Genomic DNA, 16,699 nt, shown 5'->3' on the forward strand with positions numbered 1-16,699 from the left:
TTTTTATTCCAGACTCGACACAGGCTATAACGTGCAGCCCAGCGTGCAAACCAGCGTGCAGACCAGGCTCGTGCCGCGCGTTCTGAAGATCGAGACAGGCGGGGCTTTGTGCCCCGCCTTGTTGCTTTGGGGAATGCCTTGAAAGATTACATCCGCGACGCATTCGAGGGAGTTCGACCCATGGGATTTGCTCGCCATCATCTGGCGCTTGCTGCTGCGCTGCTCGTAGCCGGCGGTGGTGCGCAAGCGCTTGGCCTGGGCAAGCTGAATGTGCAGTCGGCCCTGGGCGAGACCATGCGCGCCGAGATCGACGTCACCAGCCTGACACCCGAGGAGGCGTCGACGCTGAAGGTGCGCGTCGCGCCCCCCGAGTCCTACCGCGCCACTGGCGTGGAATACAACCCGGTGCTGACGTCGACCCAGGTTCAGATCGTGCGCAGCAACGGCCGCACCCTGCTGCGCGTCAGCAGTGATCGCTCGGTCCAGGAGCCGTTTGTCGACGTCATCCTCGAATTGAGCTGGTCCAGTGGCCGCCTGGTGCGCGAATACACGCTGCTGTTCGACCCGCCAAGCCTGCCCAAGCCCGCGCCGATCATCACGGCACCGCCGGCCGTGGCCGCCGCGCCTGCGCCGGCCACCGCTGCGTCGAGCGAGGCTGTTCCCGCACCGGCGCCGGCTGTGACTTCAGCCTTGCCGCGCAACGGTTCCGCATCGGCGCCAGCGCCGGTGGCCGCGGCCCGCCCGCCTGCTGCCGCACCCGCTCCCGTTCGACCACCGGCCACGGCGGCCTCCGAGTACGCCGTGCGCCCTGGCGACTCGCTGTCCAAGATTGCCACGCGCACCCAGGTCAGCGGCATCTCGCTGGACCAGATGCTGGTCGGCCTGTTCCGAAACAATCCCGACGCCTTCATCGACGGCAACATGAACCTGCTGAAGTCGGGTGCCGTGTTGCAGGTCCCGTCCAGCGACTCGCTGGCCGCGGTGCCCGCGCCCGAAGCGCGTCGTGTCATCCTGGCCCAGAGCGCCGATTTCTCGGCCTACCGCCAGCGCCTGGCCTCCGCCGCGCCGACGCTGCAAAACAGCGGGAGCGAGCGCCAGTCCAAAGGACAGGTGCAGGCCGCCGTCGAGGACCGCAAGCCCGCCGCTGCGCCGACGCCCGACAAGCTCACCCTCAGCAAGGCTGGCAGCACCGCCGCCAGCGCCGCCGAGGCCAAGCTGTCCAAGGACACCGAGAAGAAGGACGCCGCCGCCCGCGTAGCCGAGCTGACCCGCAATGTCGAGGAGCTGAAGAAGCTCTCCAGTGCGGCCAAGCCAGCGGCGCCGGCGCCCACCACAGCGTCCGCGCCCGCGCCCGCAACGCCGGTGCTGCCCGCGCCGGTCGTGGCGACTGCCGAGCCCGCATCCGCTGCTGCGTCGACGCCGGTTGCGGCTGCGGCAAGTGCGGCCGCGTCCCGTCCTGCGCCGCGCGCCAGTGCACCGCTGGCACCGCCGCCCGCTGCCGAGCCACCGGGCTTCATCGAGCAATTGCTCGACAGCCCCATCGTGCTGCCCCTGGCCGGTGTCCTCGTCGCCGTGCTAGGCGGCCTGGGCCTGTACCGCCTGCGCTCGCGCCGCCCGGCCCATGCAGCCGAGACCGGCTTCCACGAAAGCCGCCTGCAGCCCGATTCCTTCTTCGGCGGCACCGGCGGCCAGCGCGTCGACACGCGCGACGCGCAGAACAGCGGCCAGTCGTCGATGAGCTATTCGCTCAGCCAGCTCGACGCGATTGGTGACGTCGATCCGGTCGCGGAAGCCGACGTCTACCTGGCCTATGGCCGCGACCTGCAGGCCGAGGAAATCCTCAAGGAAGCCCTGCGCGCCAATCCCACGCGCCTGGCCATCCGCCTGAAGTTGTTGGAGGTCTACGCCAAGCGCCGTGACACCAAGGGCTTCGAGCAACTGGCCGTGCAGCTTTACGCCGAGACCAAGGGTTCGGGCGAGGACTGGGGCAAGGCCCAGGAGCTGGGGCGCGGCATCGACCCGGACAACCCGCTCTATCAGCCTGGCGGCGCGCCCGCTCATGTCGAGGATGGCCCCGAGCTGCGCCCCGAGCCGATGAATGCCAGCACGCTGCCCCAGACTGCGTTGCCGAGCGGCGCGTCGGCCGCTGCTGCGGCGGCTGCGGCTCATATGGCGACCGATGCGATGCGCGGCGGTCCCGACACCGGGCCGGTCAGCGGCTTCGACCTGGCGCTTGATCTGGATCTGGATGCGCCCGAGCCGGTTTCGCCGAATGCGATGGCGGCCACCCAGGCCATGCCCGCTTCGATCGAACAGGCGCCGATGACGATGGACTTCGACATCTCCAGCCGCGGCACCCGCACGGCACCCCCCGCGCCGGACCTGAACTTCGATCTCAGCAGCATGGGGGGGCTGCCGCCGTCGCCTGCGGTCCCTGCATCGGCGTCCACCGACCTGGATTTCGACTTCGGCGAGCCCACGCTGCCTGGCGAGACGAATCCCGAGGTGCTGGGGGCGGCTCTCGAAGGGCTGGGTGATGACGAAGGCGACCCGCTGCTGCGTCAGCTCGAGCTGGCCGACGAATTCCGTCAGATCGGTGACACCGAAGGTGCCCGCGAAGTGCTCCAGGAGCTGATCCAGCGTGCCAGCGGCCCGTTGCGTGACAAGGCGCAGGCCATGCTGAACGAGCTGCGCTAAGGCTCAGCCGCGATACTTCAACGCCCGGCTTGCCGGGCGTTTTTACTTGGAGCCCATGAGAGTCGCACTAGGAGTCAGCTACCGCGGTGGCGGCTACAACGGCTGGCAGAGCCAGCCGGACGGCCGCACCGTGCAGGATGCGCTTGAAAAAGGCTTGTCCGCGTTCGCTGCACAGCCCATCCGCACGGTCTGCGCCGGCCGCACCGATGCGGGCGTGCATGGCATCAACCAGGTCATCCATTTCGACACCGAGGTCGAGCGCGAGCTGTTTTCCTGGGTGCGCGGCAGCAACCGCTACTTGCCGCCCGACATCGCCATCCAGTGGTGCCGCTTTCCGGGCGACACCTTTCACGCCCGAAACTCCGCTCGTGGCCGGCGTTATGCCTATCTGCTGCTGGAATCCGCCGTGCGGCCGGCCATCGAATCCGGGCAGTGTGGCTGGGTGTTCCGCCCGCTCGACCAGGCCGCCCTCGAAGCCGCTGCCGGACGCCTCATTGGCGAACACGACTTCTCGTCCTTCCGTTCGTCCGAATGCCAGGCCGCTTCGCCGGTGAAGACGCTGCGCGAGATCCGCGTGCAACGGCGCGGCGCCTACTGGCGCTTCGAATTCGAGGCCAGTGCCTTCCTGCATCACATGGTGCGCAACCTGATGGGCTGCATCCTCGCCGTCGGCAGCGGTACGCGCTCGGCGGATTGGGTGTCGGACGTGCTCGCCGCGCGGGACCGCAAAGTGGCGGCTCCGACCTTTGCCCCTGATGGGCTCTACTTTCTCGGCCCGACCTACGATGTCGAACTCGACATCCCGCGCGAGGTCGCGGCTCTGAATTGGCTTCCATGACTCGAATCAAGATCTGTGGCCTGACCCGTGAAGCCGACGTGGAGGCGGCCGTCGAAGCCGGCGCCGACGCTATCGGCTTCGTCTTCTACGCCAAGAGCCCGCGCGCCGTGACGCCCGAGCGGGCGAGGGCGCTGGCCAGGCTGTTACCGCCCTTCGTCACGCCGGTCGGCCTGTTCGTCAACGCGACCGACGCCGAGCTGAATGCGGGCTTCGATGCGCTGCCCAATATGCTCGTCCAGTTCCACGGCGACGAGACGCCCGCCGACTGCGATCGCGCCAACCGGCCCTATCTGCGCGCCGCCCGCATGGCGCCAGGGGTCGATTTGCTAAACTTCGCCACTCAATTTCCCAACGCCCAGGCCCTGCTGCTCGACGCCCACGTCGACGGTTATGGCGGTGGCGGCAAGGTCTTCGATTGGTCACTCATTCCTCCAAGCGTCAGCTCTCGCCTCGTTTTGTCTGGTGGGTTGAATGCAGCAAACGTCGCCGATGGCATCGCGACGGTACGGCCCTGGGCCGTTGATGTGAGTTCCGGCGTCGAGGTGTCCAAGGGCATCAAGAGCGCCGACCTGATCCATGAGTTCTGCCGCGCTGTTCGTCTCGCTGACAGCCGCGCCGACGCAGAACTGACCCGATAGAGGAAGACCATGTTCCAGTACGACCAGCCCGACGCGACCGGGCATTTCCGCCATGCGGGCACCACGACCTTCGGCGGCAGCTTCGTCTCCGAGACCCTCGTCCATGCGCTGGACCAGCTCAAGGACGCCTACGCCCACTACCGCAATGACGCCGAGTTCATCGCCGAGTACAAGAAGGAGCTCAAGCACTTCGTCGGCCGCCCGAGCCCGATCTATCACGCCGACCGCCTGAGCCGCGAACTCGGCGGCGCGCAGGTCTACCTGAAGCGCGAGGACCTCAACCACACCGGCGCACACAAGATCAACAACGTCATCGGCCAGGCCCTGCTGGCCAAGCGCATGGGCAAGCCGCGCGTCATCGCCGAGACCGGCGCCGGCCAGCACGGCGTGGCCACGGCGACCATCTGCGCGCGCTACGGCCTGGAGTGCGTCGTCTACATGGGCAGCGAGGATGTGAAGCGCCAGTCGCCCAATGTCTACCGCATGAAGCTGCTCGGTGCGACCGTCGTGCCGGTGGAGAGCGGCAGCAAGACGCTGAAGGACGCCCTCAACGAGGCGATGCGCGACTGGGTCACCAACGTCGAGAACACCTTCTACATCATCGGCACCGTGGCCGGCCCGCATCCCTATCCGATGATGGTGCGCGACTTCCAGCGCGTCATCGGGCTGGAGTGCCTGGAGCAGATGCCCGAGCTGGCCGGCCGCCAGCCGGACGCCGTCATCGCCTGCGTGGGCGGTGGCTCGAACGCCATCGGCATCTTCCACCCCTATATCCCGCACGAGGCAGTCCGGCTCATCGGCGTCGAAGCAGAAGGGCAGGGCATCGCCAGTGGCAAGCATGCCGCGACGCTGACCGCTGGCAGCCCCGGCGTGCTGCACGGCAACCGTACCTACCTGCTGCAGGACGAGGACGGCCAGATCATCGAGACTCATTCCATCTCGGCCGGCCTGGATTACCCCGGTGTCGGCCCCGAGCACGCTCACTTGAAGGACATCGGCCGTGCCGAATACGTCGGCGTCACCGACGCCGAGGCACTGTCGGCCTTCCACCGGCTGTGCCGCACCGAAGGCATCATCCCGGCGCTGGAATCCAGCCACGCGGTCGCGCATGCCATCAAGCTCGCCCCGACGCTTGGGCAGGACAAGGTGCTGCTGGTCAACCTCAGCGGCCGGGGCGACAAGGACATCGGCACCGTGGCCGACCTGTCTGGTGCTGCCTATTTCGACCGACCTTCGCAAGCGGGCGAGATGGTCAAGGGAGGTGCGCAATGAGCCGCATCGCCACCACTTTCGACCAGCTCAAGGCCGCCGGCCGCAAGGCGCTGATCCCCTTCGTCACCGCGGGTGATCCGTACCCGAGTGCAACAGTCGATCTGCTGCTGGCCATGGCCGAGGCCGGCGCCGACGTCATCGAGCTGGGCGTGCCGTTTTCCGACCCGATGGCCGATGGCCCCGTCATCCAGCGCGCCGGTGAACGCGCCTTGAAGAACGGTATCGGCCTGCGCAAGGTGCTTGGCTTCGTGCGCGAGTTCCGTGCTCGTAACAACAAGACACCGCTGGTGCTGATGGGCTACGCCAACCCGGTCGAACGCTATGGCCTGGACGCCTTCGTGGCCGACGCCAAGGACGCCGGCGTGGACGGTGTGTTGATCGTCGACTACCCGCCCGAGGAATGCGAGGAGTTCGCTGCCAAGCTGCGCGCTGCCGACATGGATGCGATCTTCCTGCTCGCCCCCACGTCCACCGAGGCGCGCATGGCCCAGGTCGGCAAGCTGGCCAGCGGCTACGTGTATTACGTGTCGCTCAAGGGTGTGACCGGCGCCGGCCACCTGAACACAGCGGCCGTGGCCGAGGCTGTGCCGCGCATCCGCCAGCACGTCAGCGTGCCGGTGGGCGTTGGTTTTGGCATCCGCGACGGCGCGACGGCACGGGCCGTTGCCGACGTTTCCGACGCGGTCGTCATCGGCTCCAAGCTGGTCGAGCTGCTGGAGCGCCAGCCAGCCGATAATGTCGCCCTGACCAGCGCGGCGTTCATCCAAGACATCCGTGCCGCACTCGACAAGAGGAACTGACATGAGTTGGATCGACAAACTGCTCCCGCCCAAGATCCAGCAGGGCGACCTCGCCGACCGGCGCACGGTGCCTGAGGGCCTGTGGATCAAGTGCCCGAGCTGCGAGACGGTGCTCTACAAGACCGACCTCGAGCAGAACATCAACGTCTGCCCCAAGTGCTCGCACCACCATCGCATCGGCGCCCGTGCGCGCCTGGACGCCTTCCTCGACGGTGAAGGCCGCTACGAGATCGGCCAGGAAGTGCTGCCGGTCGACGCGCTGAAGTTCAAGGACAGCAAGAAGTACCCCGACCGCCTGAAGGAAGCGCTGGAGAACACCGGCGAGACTGACGCGCTGATCGTCATGGGCGGCGCCATCATGAGCGTGCCGGTCGTGACCGCCTGCTTCGAGTTCGACTTCATGGGCGGCTCCATGGGCTCGGTGGTCGGCGAGCGCTTCGTGCGTGGCGTCGAGACCGCCATCGAGCAGAAGACGCCCTTCATCTGCTTCACCGCCACCGGCGGCGCACGCATGCAGGAGGGTCTGCTGAGCCTGATGCAGATGGCCAAGACCAACGCCTCGCTGACGCGACTGGCCAAGGCCAAGTTGCCCTATATCAGCGTGCTGACCGACCCGACCATGGGCGGCGTGTCTGCCAGCTTCGCCTTCGTGGGCGACATCGTGCTGGCCGAGCCCAAGGCGCTGATCGGCTTCGCCGGCCCGCGCGTCATCGAGAACACCGTGCGTGAGAAGCTGCCCGCCGGCTTCCAGCGTGCCGAGTTCCTGATGGAGAAGGGTGCCATCGACATGATCGTGGACCGCCGCCAGCTGCGCGAGACGATTGCGCGCCAACTGGCCATGCTGCAACGCCAGAGCGCGGACGCCGTCGCCTGAACGCCGCCCGCAGGGTCCCAAGCCAGGCMCCGTGCCTGGCTTTTGTTTTTTGTTTCGCCATGACGCTTGACCATGACGCTCGATGAATGGCTCGCTCACTGCGAGCGCCTGCACCCCAAGTCCATCGACATGACGCTGGACCGCGTCGCGACCGTGCGCGAGCGGCTGGGCATTGCCTTCGACTGCCCGACCATCGTCGTGGCCGGCACCAACGGCAAGGGCTCGACCTGCGCGATGCTGGAGTCCATCGCGCTGCACGCCGGCTACCGCGTCGGCCTCTACATCAAGCCCCATCTCGTGCACTTCCAGGAGCGCTGCCGTGTGGGTGGCGCACCGGTGGCGGCCGAGTCGCTGGAGCCGCACTTCGAGGCCGTCGAGGCCGCCCGAGGCAACATCACGCTGACCTATTTTGAGTTCACGACGCTGGCCATCATGCGGCGTCTGCAGCATGAGCCGCTGGACCTGGTACTCCTCGAAGTCGGCCTGGGCGGGCGGCTGGATGCGGTCAACGTCATCGACGCCGACTGCGCCGTCATCACGAGCATCGATCTGGACCACACCGAGTTCCTCGGCAGCGACCGTGACAGCGTGGGCCGCGAGAAGGCCGGCATCATGCGCACGGGCCGGCCCGTCGTCGTCAGCGACCCGATGCCGCCGGCCTCGCTGGCGGAGCGGGCCCTGGAGATCGGCGCCGACCTGCGCCAGCTGGGCCGCGACTTCACCTTCAGCGGTGACCGCACGCAATGGCAATGGGCCGGGCGAGCCAAGCGCTTCTCCGGCATGGCCTATCCGGCGCTGCGCGGCGTCAACCAGCTGCTGAACGCTTCCGGCGTGCTGGCCGCCTTCGAGGCGCTGGCCGACCGGCTGCCCATCAGCGCCCAGGCTGTGCGCACCGGCTTGGCCTTGGTCGAGCTGCCCGGTCGCTTCCAGGTGCTGGCCGGCCAGCCGGCCGTCGTGCTCGACGTCGCCCACAATCCGCACGCCGTCGCGGCGCTGGCCCAGAACCTGGACCAGATGGGCTTTTTCCCGCGCACCCATGCCGTTTTTGGGGCGATGGCGGACAAGGACCTGGCGGGCATCCTGGCCAGGATCGCGCCGCTGGTGGACGTCTGGCATTTCACCGACCTGGCCATTCCCCGCGCCGCCAAGGCCGAGCAGCTCGAAGCGGCCTTTCTCGCTGCCGGGCTGAAGACGCCGCCCGATGTCGCGACGCACACCCATGCCAACCCGCTGGACGCCCTGCATGCAGCGGCGGCCGGGGCGACCACGGCCGATAGAATCCTCGTCTTCGGTTCCTTCTACACCGTGGGCGGGGTGCTTCAACAGGGCCTGCCGCGCGTGACGGCTGGTGCTACCGCACCCCAGCCCCCCACCTTCCACTGACGCCAGACGCTGCCGATGGGCCTGTTTTCCTTTCTCAAGCGCGATGACACCGCCGCCGCGGTGCCGCCCAAAAAGTCGGCCAAGTCCGGCGCCAAGGCGGCCGACGACGTGCAGCAGCTGCGCTTGCGCGCCCGCCGCCGCCTTATCGGCGCGGCCGTGCTGGTGGCGGCCGGTGTGGTCGGCTTCCCTCTGATCTTCGAAACCCAGCCGCGGCCGATTCCCGTCGACTTGCCTATCGACATCCCCCGCAAGGACACCGCGCCGCCGCTGGCCGTGCCGACTCGCGAGCCGCTGACCCAGGCCGATACGGCTGCCGCGCCCGAAATCACGCCCCCGCCCGCCGTGGCCCCTGCTGTCGTGCCTGCGGAAGCCAAGCCGGCCGAAAAGCCCGCTGAGAAGCCGCCGGTCAGACTTGCCGAAAAGCCTGCTGAAAAACCGGCCGAGAAGCCCGCAGATAAGCCGGCCGACAAGCCCAAGGCCCATGGCGGCGACGGTGCGCGTGCCCAGGCCTTGCTGGAAGGCAAGGAGGCCTCGGCCAGCATGCCAACTGCGTCTGCCGCGCGCTTCATCGTGCAGGTAGGTGCCTACGGTGAGAACAAGACCGCGCAGGACGTACGCAGCAAGGTCGAGAAGCTCGGCCTCAAGACCTATGCCCAGGCCGTGGACACGGCCGATGGTCGCCGCGTGCGCGTGCGCCTGGGGCCGTTTGCAAGCCGCGACGAGGCCGAGCGCGCCGCGTCCAAGCTCAAGGGCGCGGGCCTGCCCGGCGCCATCCTGACGCTGTAGCCCGCCATGGACGTCGCGCTCAGCTGGGTCGACCTCGCGTTCGCGGCAGTGCTGCTGATCTCGATCGGCATCGGCCTGTGGCGCGGCCTGATCTTCGAGGTCATGTCACTCGCCGGCTGGGTGGTCGCCTATTTCGCCGCGTCGCCGCTGGCGCCTGTCGTCGAGGATCTGCTGCCTGCCTCCATGACCAGCAAGTTCGGCCCTGCCGCCCTGCATGTTGTCGCGCTGGCGATCGCCTTCTTTTTCGTGCTGATCGTCTGGAGCCTGGCCTCGCGCCTGGTCAAGACGCTGATTCACGCCACGCCGCTGTCCATCGTGGACCGCCTGGGTGGCGCCGGTTTTGGTGCGCTGCGTGGTGTCTTCATCGCACTGTTGCTTGTGCTCGTCATTGGCGCTTCGCCCCTGGCGGAGTCAAGCACCTGGCGGGCCTCGCGTGCCGCACCCGTGCTCAGTGATGTGCTGCTCGACGTGGCGCCCTTGCTGCCCGAACCACTTGCCCGATTTGTTTCCCGCTCGATGACCCCATCTGAAGCGGAATCGACCAATTAAGGACCCTCGCCATGTGCGGCATCGTCGGCGCTCTCGCTGCCTCCCCCGTCAACCAGCTCCTGTATGACGCGTTGCTGCTGCTGCAGCACCGCGGCCAGGACGCCGCCGGCATCGTCACCATGCAGGGCAACAAGTGCTTCATGCACAAGGCGCGCGGCATGGTGCGTGATGTCTTCCGCACCCGCAACATGCGCGCGCTGCCGGGCAGCATCGGCCTGGGCCAAGTGCGCTACCCGACAGCCGGCAATGCCTACAGCGAGGAAGAGGCGCAGCCCTTCTACGTGAACGCGCCTTTCGGCATCGTGCTGGTGCACAACGGCAACCTGACCAATGCGCATGCACTGAAGGACGAGCTCTTCGACATCGACCGTCGCCACATCAACACCGAGAGCGACACCGAGGTGCTGATCAACGTGCTGGCGCACGAGCTGGAGCTGGCCGCGCGCGACCTGCCACTGACGCCCAAGGAGATCTTCTCCGCCGTGCGTGCGGTGCAAAAGCGCATCAAGGGCAGCTACGCCGTCATCGCGCTGATCGCCGGCCAGGGCCTGCTGGCTTTCCGCGACCCCTTCGGCATCCGCCCGCTGTGCTTCGGCCGCTCGGCCAACGGCGAGGTCATGGTGGCCAGCGAAAGCGTCGCGCTGGAAGGCACCGGCCACCAGCTGGAGCGCGACGTAGCGCCCGGCGAGGCCCTCTTCATCGACATGACCGGCAAGCTGCACACCGAGCAGTGCAATGACAACCCGACGCTGAACCCCTGCATGTTCGAGTTCGTCTACCTGGCCCGCCCGGACTCGGTGATGGACGGCATCTCGGTCTACCAGGCGCGGCTGAACATGGGCGAGACGCTGGCCCAGCGGGTCATTTCCACCATGCCGCCCAACGAGATCGACGTCGTCATCCCGATTCCGGAAAGCAGCCGCCCCTCGGCCATGCAACTGGCCCACCGCATCGGCAAGCCCTATCGCGAGGGCTTCGTGAAGAACCGCTATGTCGGCCGCACCTTCATCATGCCGGGGCAGGGCGCGCGCAAGAAGTCGGTGCGCCAGAAGCTCAATGCCATCGGCGTCGAGTTCAAGGACCGCAATGTGCTGCTGGTGGATGACTCCATCGTGCGCGGCACCACGTCCAAGGAGATCGTGCAGATGGCCCGCGAGGCCGGTGCGCGCAAGGTCTACCTGGCCTCCGCCGCGCCGCCGGTGCGCTATCCCAACGTCTACGGCATCGACATGCCGACGACCGAGGAACTGATCGCACACAACCGCTCCGTCGAGGAGATCCGCCAATACATCGGCGCCGATGCGCTGATCTACCAGGACGTGGATGCTATGAAGCGCGTCGTCGCCGCGCTGCGCCCGGGCCTCGCCGGCTTCGAGGCAAGCTGCTTCGACGGCCACTACGTGACCGGTGACGTGAGTCTCGAAGACTTCGCCACGCTGCGCGCGCAACGCACCAGCCAGCCCAGCGAGGAAGACGCCGACGCACGTGGCCGCCTGGCGCTGCAAAGCGACAGTGAGCAATAGGGGCTGAACGCATGAGCGACCCCGCTCGCCGCACCTTGCCCGAGGGCCTGCGCCCGGAGACACTGGCCGTGCGCACGGCGCTGGCGCCTAGCCAGCATGGCGAGAACTCCGAAGCGCTGTTCCTGACCACGGCCTACGTCCAGCCCGACGCGGAAACCTCGGCGCGCAAGTTCTCCAACTCCGAGGACTTCACCTACTCGCGCACCAGCAACCCGACCGTGCGCAGCCTGGAGGCGCGCCTGGCTGCGCTGGAGGGTACCGAGGCGGCGATCGCTACGTCCACTGGCATGAGCGCCATCCTGCTGCTCGGCATGGGCGTGTTGAAGGCCGGCGATCACGTCGTCTGCTCGCGCTCCGTGTTCGGCTCGACCATCAACCTGTTCGCCAAGGAATTCGCGAAGTTCGGTGTCGAGACCAGCTTTGTCTCGCAGACTGACCTCGCCGAATGGCGTGCAGCCGTCAAGGCGGCAACGAAACTGCTCTTCGCCGAGACGCCGACCAACCCGCTGACCGAGGTCTGCGACATCCGCGCCTTGGCGGACATTGCCCACGGAGCCGGCGCCATCCTGGCGGTCGACAACACCTACTCGACGCCAGCGCTGCAGCGCCCCACCGAGATGGGTGCCGACATCGTCATGCATTCGGCCACCAAGTACATGGATGGCCAGGGTCGCGTGATGGCCGGCGCGCTGTGTGGCTCCAGCAAGTTGATCCGCGATGTCTTCGGCCCGGTGCTGCGTACCGTCGGCATGACGCTGGCGCCTTTCAACGCCTGGGTCGTGCTCAAGGGCTTGGAGACGCTGTCGCTGCGCATGAAGGCCCAGAGCGAGCAGGCCCTGGCCGTTGCGCGCTGGCTGGAGGCGCAGCCGGAGGTGGACCATGTCTACTACCCATCGCTCGCATCCCATCCTCAGCATGACCTGGCCATGCGCCAGCAAAGCGGGCAGGGCGGGGCGGTGCTGTCCTTCGACCTGCGCGCCGATACCTCTGAAGCTGCACGTGCAGCAGCTTTCCACGTCATTGACAGCACGCGCGTGCTGTCCATCGCCACCAATCTCGGCGATACGAAATCCATCATCACTCACCCCGCGACGACCTCGCACGGCCGCCTGACCGAGGACCAGCGTCAAGCCGCCGGCATCGGGCAGGGGCTGATCCGCCTGGCCGTTGGCCTCGAGCATGTAGACGACATCACTGACGATCTGCTGCGTGGCCTTTCCACTTTGAAAATCCGATGAGCTCCACTTTCGACAAGGTCCGCACGCGCATCGCACCGTCGCCGACCGGCTTTCTGCACCTGGGCACGGCCCGCACCGCCCTTTTTTCCTGGGCCTATGCCCGGCACCACGGCGGCGAGTTCGTGCTGCGCATCGAGGACACGGATGTGGCCCGCTCCACGCAGGACTCGGTCGACCAGATCATTGCGGCGATGAACTGGCTCGGCCTGAACTACGACGAGGGTCCGATCTACCAGATGCAGCGCCTGGACCGCTATCAGGCCGTCGTCGAACAGTTGATCAGCGAGGGCAAGGCCTACCGCTGCTATGCGACGCCCGAGGAACTGGACGCGATGAAGGAGGCTCAGCAGGCCCGCGGCGAGAAGAAGCTCTACGACCGCCGCTGGCGCCCCGAGCCGGGCAAGGTGCTGCCCGCCCCGCCGGAGGGTGTGAAGCCCGTCATCCGCTTCGCCAACCCCGTCGACGGCGACGTGACCTGGGACGACCTGGTCAAGGGCACGATCACGATCAACAACCGCGAGATCGACGACCTCATCATCGTGCGCACCGACGGTGTGCCGACCTACAACTTCGCCGTCGTTGTCGATGACTGGGACATGCGCATCAGCCACGTCTTTCGCGGCGACGAGCACATCAACAACACGCCCTGGCAAATCAACATCTTCAATGCGCTGGGCGCACCGCTGCCGCAGTTTGGACACCTGCCCATCATCCTGGGTGACGATGGCCAGAAGTTGTCCAAGCGCCGCGGCGCTGTAAGCGTGACGGCCTATGCCGACGGTGGCTATCTGCCCGAGGCCATGCTGAATTACCTGGCCCGCCTGGGCTGGAGCCATGGCGACGATGAGTTGTTCACGGCCGAGCAGATGGTGGCGTGGTTCGATGGCTCGCATCTGTCCAAGAGCCCCGCGCAGTGGGACCCGGCCAAGCTGGACTGGGTCAACGGCCATTACCTGAAGCAGATCGATGAGGGCCGGCTGGCTGATCTTGTCGTCACGCAACTCAAGGCCAAGGGTATTCAAGCCACGGCAGAGCAGGTCCAGCCCAAGGTCGGTCTGTTCAAGGATCGCTGCGCGACGGCCGCCGCACTGGCCGATTGGCTCGCGATGTATTTCGCGCCCGTCATGCCATCGGTCGAGGATCTTGCGGCTTACATCACCGATGCCGTGCGCCCGGCACTGGCTGTGCTGGCAGAACGACTGTCGGCCATGACCGACTGGAACAAGGCCGGCATCCAGCAGGCCTTGAAGGAAACCCTTGCGGCCACCGGACTGAAGATGCCGCAGTTGGCGGTACCGGTGCGCGTGCTGGTGTGCGGGCGTTCTCAGACCCCGAGTGTGGATGCCGTGCTGGAGCACTTCGACAAGAAAAAAGTCCTCGAACGCTTGCATTCCATTTGAATTTCGTCATATACTCTTGGTCTCGCTTGAACAGCGCTGTTAACGAAGAGACTGACAACAGTCAACTCGAAAACACGGGGGTATAGCTCAGCTGGGAGAGCGCTTGCATGGCATGCAAGAGGTCAGCGGTTCGATCCCGCTTACCTCCACCAAAAAGGCCTTGGCTTATTGGATGGCGCGCGGTTCAAGTTGCGAAGGTTTCGTCCCCTTCGTCTAGAGGCCTAGGACACCACCCTTTCACGGTGATTACAGGGGTTCGAATCCCCTAGGGGACGCCAAGTTTGATGAGCTTGGATATTGTCGAAGGACGGTATCGAATTCATCCCACGCGGAGTGGTAGTTCAGTTGGTTAGAATACCGGCCTGTCACGCCGGGGGTCGCGGGTTCGAGCCCCGTCCACTCCGCCAAGGATTCCATCGGGTCCACCCGATAAAAGAACGGCCAATTTATTGGCCGTTTGCTTTTTGCGACCGGTTTATACCGGGGGTATAGCTCAGCTGGGAGAGCGCTTGCATGGCATGCAAGAGGTCAGCGGTTCGATCCCGCTTACCTCCACCAAATACTCTTGTGGTTTTTGTGTGGCACGCAGTTTGTTTAAAAAGTTCTGTCCCCTTCGTCTAGAGGCCTAGGACACCACCCTTTCACGGTGATTACAGGGGTTCGAATCCCCTAGGGGACGCCAATATTGGCAATCTCGTCGTATGATGGGAATGCGATTGGCAATCCCGTCGCAAGACGGGCAAGTTTGATGAGCTTGGATATTGTCGAAAGACGGTATCGAATTCATCCCACGCGGAGTGGTAGTTCAGTTGGTTAGAATACCGGCCTGTCACGCCGGGGGTCGCGGGTTCGAGCCCCGTCCACTCCGCCAAAAACAGCAATGCCCCGAAACCATAGGTTTCGGGGCATTTTTACTTGGCTGCTTAGGAGACGAGGCCGCGGGCCGGGGCGGGCGCTGTGCCAGCGTCGTCATTCCCGCCGGTGCCATGAATCTGTGGGCTGGCTGGGCCGGCAGGGCGCTGTTCAGCCGGCGCGGCCCGTGGGGCTTCGGCGGGACCGCGCTTGCCACTGACAACGAGGCGAGCGAGCTTGACAACCTCACTGGCTTTTGCCGGCATGCCGCCGATCAGCAATCCGAGCGTCAAGCTCAAGCACCACCATCCCTGTTTCACTCTTGGCATCTCCGGCTCCAGCCTTGCTCATCGGCAGGGCGCAGACTGAAGTGTTGAGCAAGGTCGGACAGCGGGCCACCTTGACGCGACGAACTGCGCTTTCTGTGGGCTGAACTGCGACTGAATGTCGATCAGTCATGAGCCAGAAAAGCAAAACGGGCCCAGTGGGCCCGTTCATACTTTGGCGGAGAGGGCGGGATTCGAACCCGCGGTGGGTATTAGCCCACACACGCTTTCCAGGCGTGCGACTTAAACCGCTCATCCACCTCTCCTGCAAGCCAACAATCATAACCTATTGCGTGCTCACGAAGGCGACATTCCGTCAGTTGCTGCTGCGCCAGTCCAGGGCGCCGCGCCAGTCGAGCTGGTGCACGACATTGTTGAGGTGCAGCATGCGCCGCGAACGCGCCAGCTCATGCCCGTGGCCGTCAATCAGCGCGACGTTGCACAAGATGTTCATCGGGTCGAACAGCGCCACGACGTCAGGCTGGATCTCCGTCCATTCCCATGCAATCTGGATGGCTTCGCCATCGGCCAGTGCAGCCCACACTTCCTGGCCACATCGCAGCCCGGAACGTGCATCGTGCACTCTGACACTGCTTCCGATTTGACGCAGGTCGTCTGTCACTTTTTCAAACTCGTTTACAGTCTTGACGACCGTCTCGCAGGCCATCAGTTGCCAGGCTGCCATCTGCATTCGGATCTCCCGTCATTTGGATGGTTTGCAGTTTGCGTTCGTCGAGGCCGCACTGCGCCTACCAACCCTAGTAGCGCATGAACCTCCAGCGGTACGAACAAGTCAGTCAAGCAGCAGATCTCACGTCTTTTCGACAGGGGCTGATCGCCTTCGCGAATGACCTAGATTTCGGTCTGGTCGTTGGCGTGCTGGCCATCGAGCACCGTGGGCCGGGTGCGAAGACTGAGTACGTCGCCGTAGGCAACACGCCTGAGGCTTTCTTGGAGATTTCCAGGGACAACAGCTACGCGCAACGCGACCCCGTGCATCAACGTTTGGCGAGCCTGACCAAACCGCTGATTTACGACCAGGCTTTCTACGTGGACGCCGGTGCAGGCGAGTTGTGGGAGATGTATGCACCGTTCGGCTACCGGACCGGTGTTGCCGTAGGTGTCCAAATGCCTGGCTACCGCCGGTTGCTTCTCGGGCTCGATCGGGACGCACCCTTGCCCAAAGATCCGATCAAGCTGAATCGGATGATCGCGGACTTGCAATTGCTCGCCGTTCATGCACAGGACGCTGCAGGGCGGCTGCTTGTGTCCAAGAGATCGGCACAACCTGCGGTGCAGCTTCCGTCACGACAGCTTGAGATCCTGAAGCTGACGATGGAGGGCAAGAGCGCCTGGGTTGTCGGGAGCCTGCTAGGCATCAGCGAGAACACGGTGAACTACCACATGAAGCAACTGTTCAAGCTGCTCGACGTGTCCACCAAGCACCAAGCCGTGCTGAAGGCGATGGAGCTGGGGCTGCTCTGACCGGCTACCGGCCCTACCAGGGTTTGTAGTTCTCTGTT

The 16,699-nt window shown here is 65.6% G+C and carries 14 protein-coding genes and 7 tRNA genes; 19 read left to right on the forward strand and 2 right to left on the reverse strand.

All coding sequences use genetic code 11. The features are described 5' to 3' along the window. Positions 1–180 precede the first annotated feature (180 nt). The 18 genes from AC1DW0_RS06730 to AC1DW0_RS06815 all read left to right on the forward strand — a co-directional run bounded on the left by AC1DW0_RS06730 (position 181) and on the right by AC1DW0_RS06815 (position 14,869). Positions 181–2,697: a motility hub landmark protein FimV gene (locus tag AC1DW0_RS06730; RefSeq protein WP_457355772.1), complete on the forward strand. Its 2,517-nt coding sequence runs from the start codon at positions 181–183 to the stop codon at positions 2,695–2,697. A 55-nt stretch (positions 2,698–2,752) separates the two neighbouring features. Then, positions 2,753–3,535, forward strand: coding sequence for a tRNA pseudouridine(38-40) synthase TruA (gene truA / locus AC1DW0_RS06735; RefSeq protein WP_457355774.1), 783 nt, complete (start codon positions 2,753–2,755; stop codon positions 3,533–3,535). Further along, positions 3,532–4,173, forward strand: a complete 642-nt coding sequence (locus AC1DW0_RS06740) for a phosphoribosylanthranilate isomerase (protein WP_457355776.1) — start codon at positions 3,532–3,534, stop codon at positions 4,171–4,173. Before truA ends, AC1DW0_RS06740 begins: the two co-directional genes overlap by 4 nt. Before the next feature lie 9 nt (positions 4,174–4,182). Continuing rightward, positions 4,183–5,445, forward strand: a complete 1,263-nt coding sequence (trpB, locus tag AC1DW0_RS06745) for a tryptophan synthase subunit beta (protein WP_457355778.1) — start codon at positions 4,183–4,185, stop codon at positions 5,443–5,445. Next, complete coding sequence (gene trpA, locus AC1DW0_RS06750) at positions 5,442–6,245, forward strand: tryptophan synthase subunit alpha (RefSeq protein WP_477945223.1); 804 nt, start codon at positions 5,442–5,444, stop codon at positions 6,243–6,245. The genes trpB and trpA overlap by 4 nt, the downstream gene beginning before the upstream one ends. A gap of 1 nt (position 6,246) precedes the next feature. Then, the gene (gene accD / locus AC1DW0_RS06755; RefSeq protein WP_056196658.1) at positions 6,247–7,119 is read left to right on the forward strand and encodes an acetyl-CoA carboxylase, carboxyltransferase subunit beta; all 873 of its coding nucleotides are present in this window, start codon (positions 6,247–6,249) and stop codon (positions 7,117–7,119) included. 72 nt (positions 7,120–7,191) lie between these two features. Then, complete coding sequence (gene folC / locus AC1DW0_RS06760) at positions 7,192–8,502, forward strand: bifunctional tetrahydrofolate synthase/dihydrofolate synthase (RefSeq protein WP_457355780.1); 1,311 nt, start codon at positions 7,192–7,194, stop codon at positions 8,500–8,502. A gap of 15 nt (positions 8,503–8,517) precedes the next feature. Beyond that, complete coding sequence (locus AC1DW0_RS06765; protein ID WP_477945224.1) at positions 8,518–9,288, forward strand: SPOR domain-containing protein; 771 nt, start codon at positions 8,518–8,520, stop codon at positions 9,286–9,288. A 6-nt stretch (positions 9,289–9,294) separates the two neighbouring features. Further along, positions 9,295–9,837 (forward strand): CvpA family protein, encoded by a 543-nt coding sequence (locus AC1DW0_RS06770; protein WP_477862512.1) that lies wholly within the window; start codon positions 9,295–9,297, stop codon positions 9,835–9,837. Positions 9,838–9,848: 11 nt separating this feature from the next. Next, positions 9,849–11,360, forward strand: coding sequence for an amidophosphoribosyltransferase (gene purF, locus AC1DW0_RS06775; RefSeq protein ID WP_056196671.1), 1,512 nt, complete (start codon positions 9,849–9,851; stop codon positions 11,358–11,360). 11 nt (positions 11,361–11,371) lie between these two features. After that, on the forward strand, positions 11,372–12,598 hold the full coding sequence (locus AC1DW0_RS06780; protein ID WP_056196674.1) for an O-succinylhomoserine sulfhydrylase: 1,227 nt from the start codon (positions 11,372–11,374) through the stop codon (positions 12,596–12,598). After that, entirely contained in the window at positions 12,595–13,998 is a 1,404-nt protein-coding gene (gene gltX / locus AC1DW0_RS06785; protein ID WP_056196678.1) for a glutamate--tRNA ligase, read from the forward strand. Before AC1DW0_RS06780 ends, gltX begins: the two co-directional genes overlap by 4 nt. A 76-nt stretch (positions 13,999–14,074) precedes the next feature. Beyond that, positions 14,075–14,150: transfer RNA gene (locus AC1DW0_RS06790), tRNA-Ala, on the forward strand. A gap of 50 nt (positions 14,151–14,200) precedes the next feature. Beyond that, positions 14,201–14,276, forward strand: a tRNA-Glu gene (locus AC1DW0_RS06795). 52 nt (positions 14,277–14,328) lie between these two features. Beyond that, positions 14,329–14,405, forward strand: a tRNA-Asp gene (locus AC1DW0_RS06800). 75 nt (positions 14,406–14,480) lie between these two features. Next, a tRNA-Ala gene (locus AC1DW0_RS06805) sits at positions 14,481–14,556 on the forward strand. 48 nt (positions 14,557–14,604) lie between these two features. Next, positions 14,605–14,680, forward strand: a tRNA-Glu gene (locus tag AC1DW0_RS06810). A gap of 112 nt (positions 14,681–14,792) precedes the next feature. Next, positions 14,793–14,869: transfer RNA gene (locus AC1DW0_RS06815), tRNA-Asp, on the forward strand. Between the two features lie 483 nt (positions 14,870–15,352). Here the strand turns inward: AC1DW0_RS06815 and AC1DW0_RS06820 are convergent. Both AC1DW0_RS06820 and AC1DW0_RS06825 read right to left on the reverse strand, forming a co-directional pair. After that, positions 15,353–15,442 (reverse strand) — tRNA-Ser (locus AC1DW0_RS06820). Positions 15,443–15,492: 50 nt separating this feature from the next. Continuing rightward, positions 15,493–15,867, reverse strand: a complete 375-nt coding sequence (locus AC1DW0_RS06825; RefSeq protein WP_056196681.1) for a hypothetical protein — start codon at positions 15,865–15,867, stop codon at positions 15,493–15,495. 77 nt (positions 15,868–15,944) lie between these two features. Between AC1DW0_RS06825 and AC1DW0_RS06830 the strand changes: the two genes are divergently transcribed. After that, on the forward strand, positions 15,945–16,661 hold the full coding sequence (locus tag AC1DW0_RS06830) for a helix-turn-helix transcriptional regulator (protein WP_056196685.1): 717 nt from the start codon (positions 15,945–15,947) through the stop codon (positions 16,659–16,661). Positions 16,662–16,699 lie beyond the last annotated feature (38 nt).

The sequence above is a fragment of the Roseateles sp. P4_D2 genome (assembly GCF_056401875.1).

Bases quoted from the DNA above. Each gene is read 5' to 3' on its own strand.
- AC1DW0_RS06730 (WP_457355772.1), top strand. From the start codon at position 181: ATGGGATTTGCTCGCCATCATCTGGCGCTTGCTGCTGCGCTGCTCGTA.
- truA (WP_457355774.1), top strand. From the start codon at position 2,753: ATGAGAGTCGCACTAGGAGTCAGCTACCGCGGTGGCGGCTACAACGGC.
- AC1DW0_RS06740 (WP_457355776.1), top strand. From the start codon at position 3,532: ATGACTCGAATCAAGATCTGTGGCCTGACCCGTGAAGCCGACGTGGAG.
- trpB (WP_457355778.1), top strand. From the start codon at position 4,183: ATGTTCCAGTACGACCAGCCCGACGCGACCGGGCATTTCCGCCATGCG.
- trpA (WP_477945223.1), top strand. From the start codon at position 5,442: ATGAGCCGCATCGCCACCACTTTCGACCAGCTCAAGGCCGCCGGCCGC.
- accD (WP_056196658.1), top strand. From the start codon at position 6,247: ATGAGTTGGATCGACAAACTGCTCCCGCCCAAGATCCAGCAGGGCGAC.
- folC (WP_457355780.1), top strand. From the start codon at position 7,192: ATGACGCTCGATGAATGGCTCGCTCACTGCGAGCGCCTGCACCCCAAG.
- AC1DW0_RS06765 (WP_477945224.1), top strand. From the start codon at position 8,518: ATGGGCCTGTTTTCCTTTCTCAAGCGCGATGACACCGCCGCCGCGGTG.
- AC1DW0_RS06770 (WP_477862512.1), top strand. From the start codon at position 9,295: ATGGACGTCGCGCTCAGCTGGGTCGACCTCGCGTTCGCGGCAGTGCTG.
- purF (WP_056196671.1), top strand. From the start codon at position 9,849: ATGTGCGGCATCGTCGGCGCTCTCGCTGCCTCCCCCGTCAACCAGCTC.
- AC1DW0_RS06780 (WP_056196674.1), top strand. From the start codon at position 11,372: ATGAGCGACCCCGCTCGCCGCACCTTGCCCGAGGGCCTGCGCCCGGAG.
- gltX (WP_056196678.1), top strand. From the start codon at position 12,595: ATGAGCTCCACTTTCGACAAGGTCCGCACGCGCATCGCACCGTCGCCG.
- AC1DW0_RS06825 (WP_056196681.1), bottom strand. From the start codon at position 15,867: ATGCAGATGGCAGCCTGGCAACTGATGGCCTGCGAGACGGTCGTCAAG.
- AC1DW0_RS06830 (WP_056196685.1), top strand. From the start codon at position 15,945: ATGAACCTCCAGCGGTACGAACAAGTCAGTCAAGCAGCAGATCTCACG.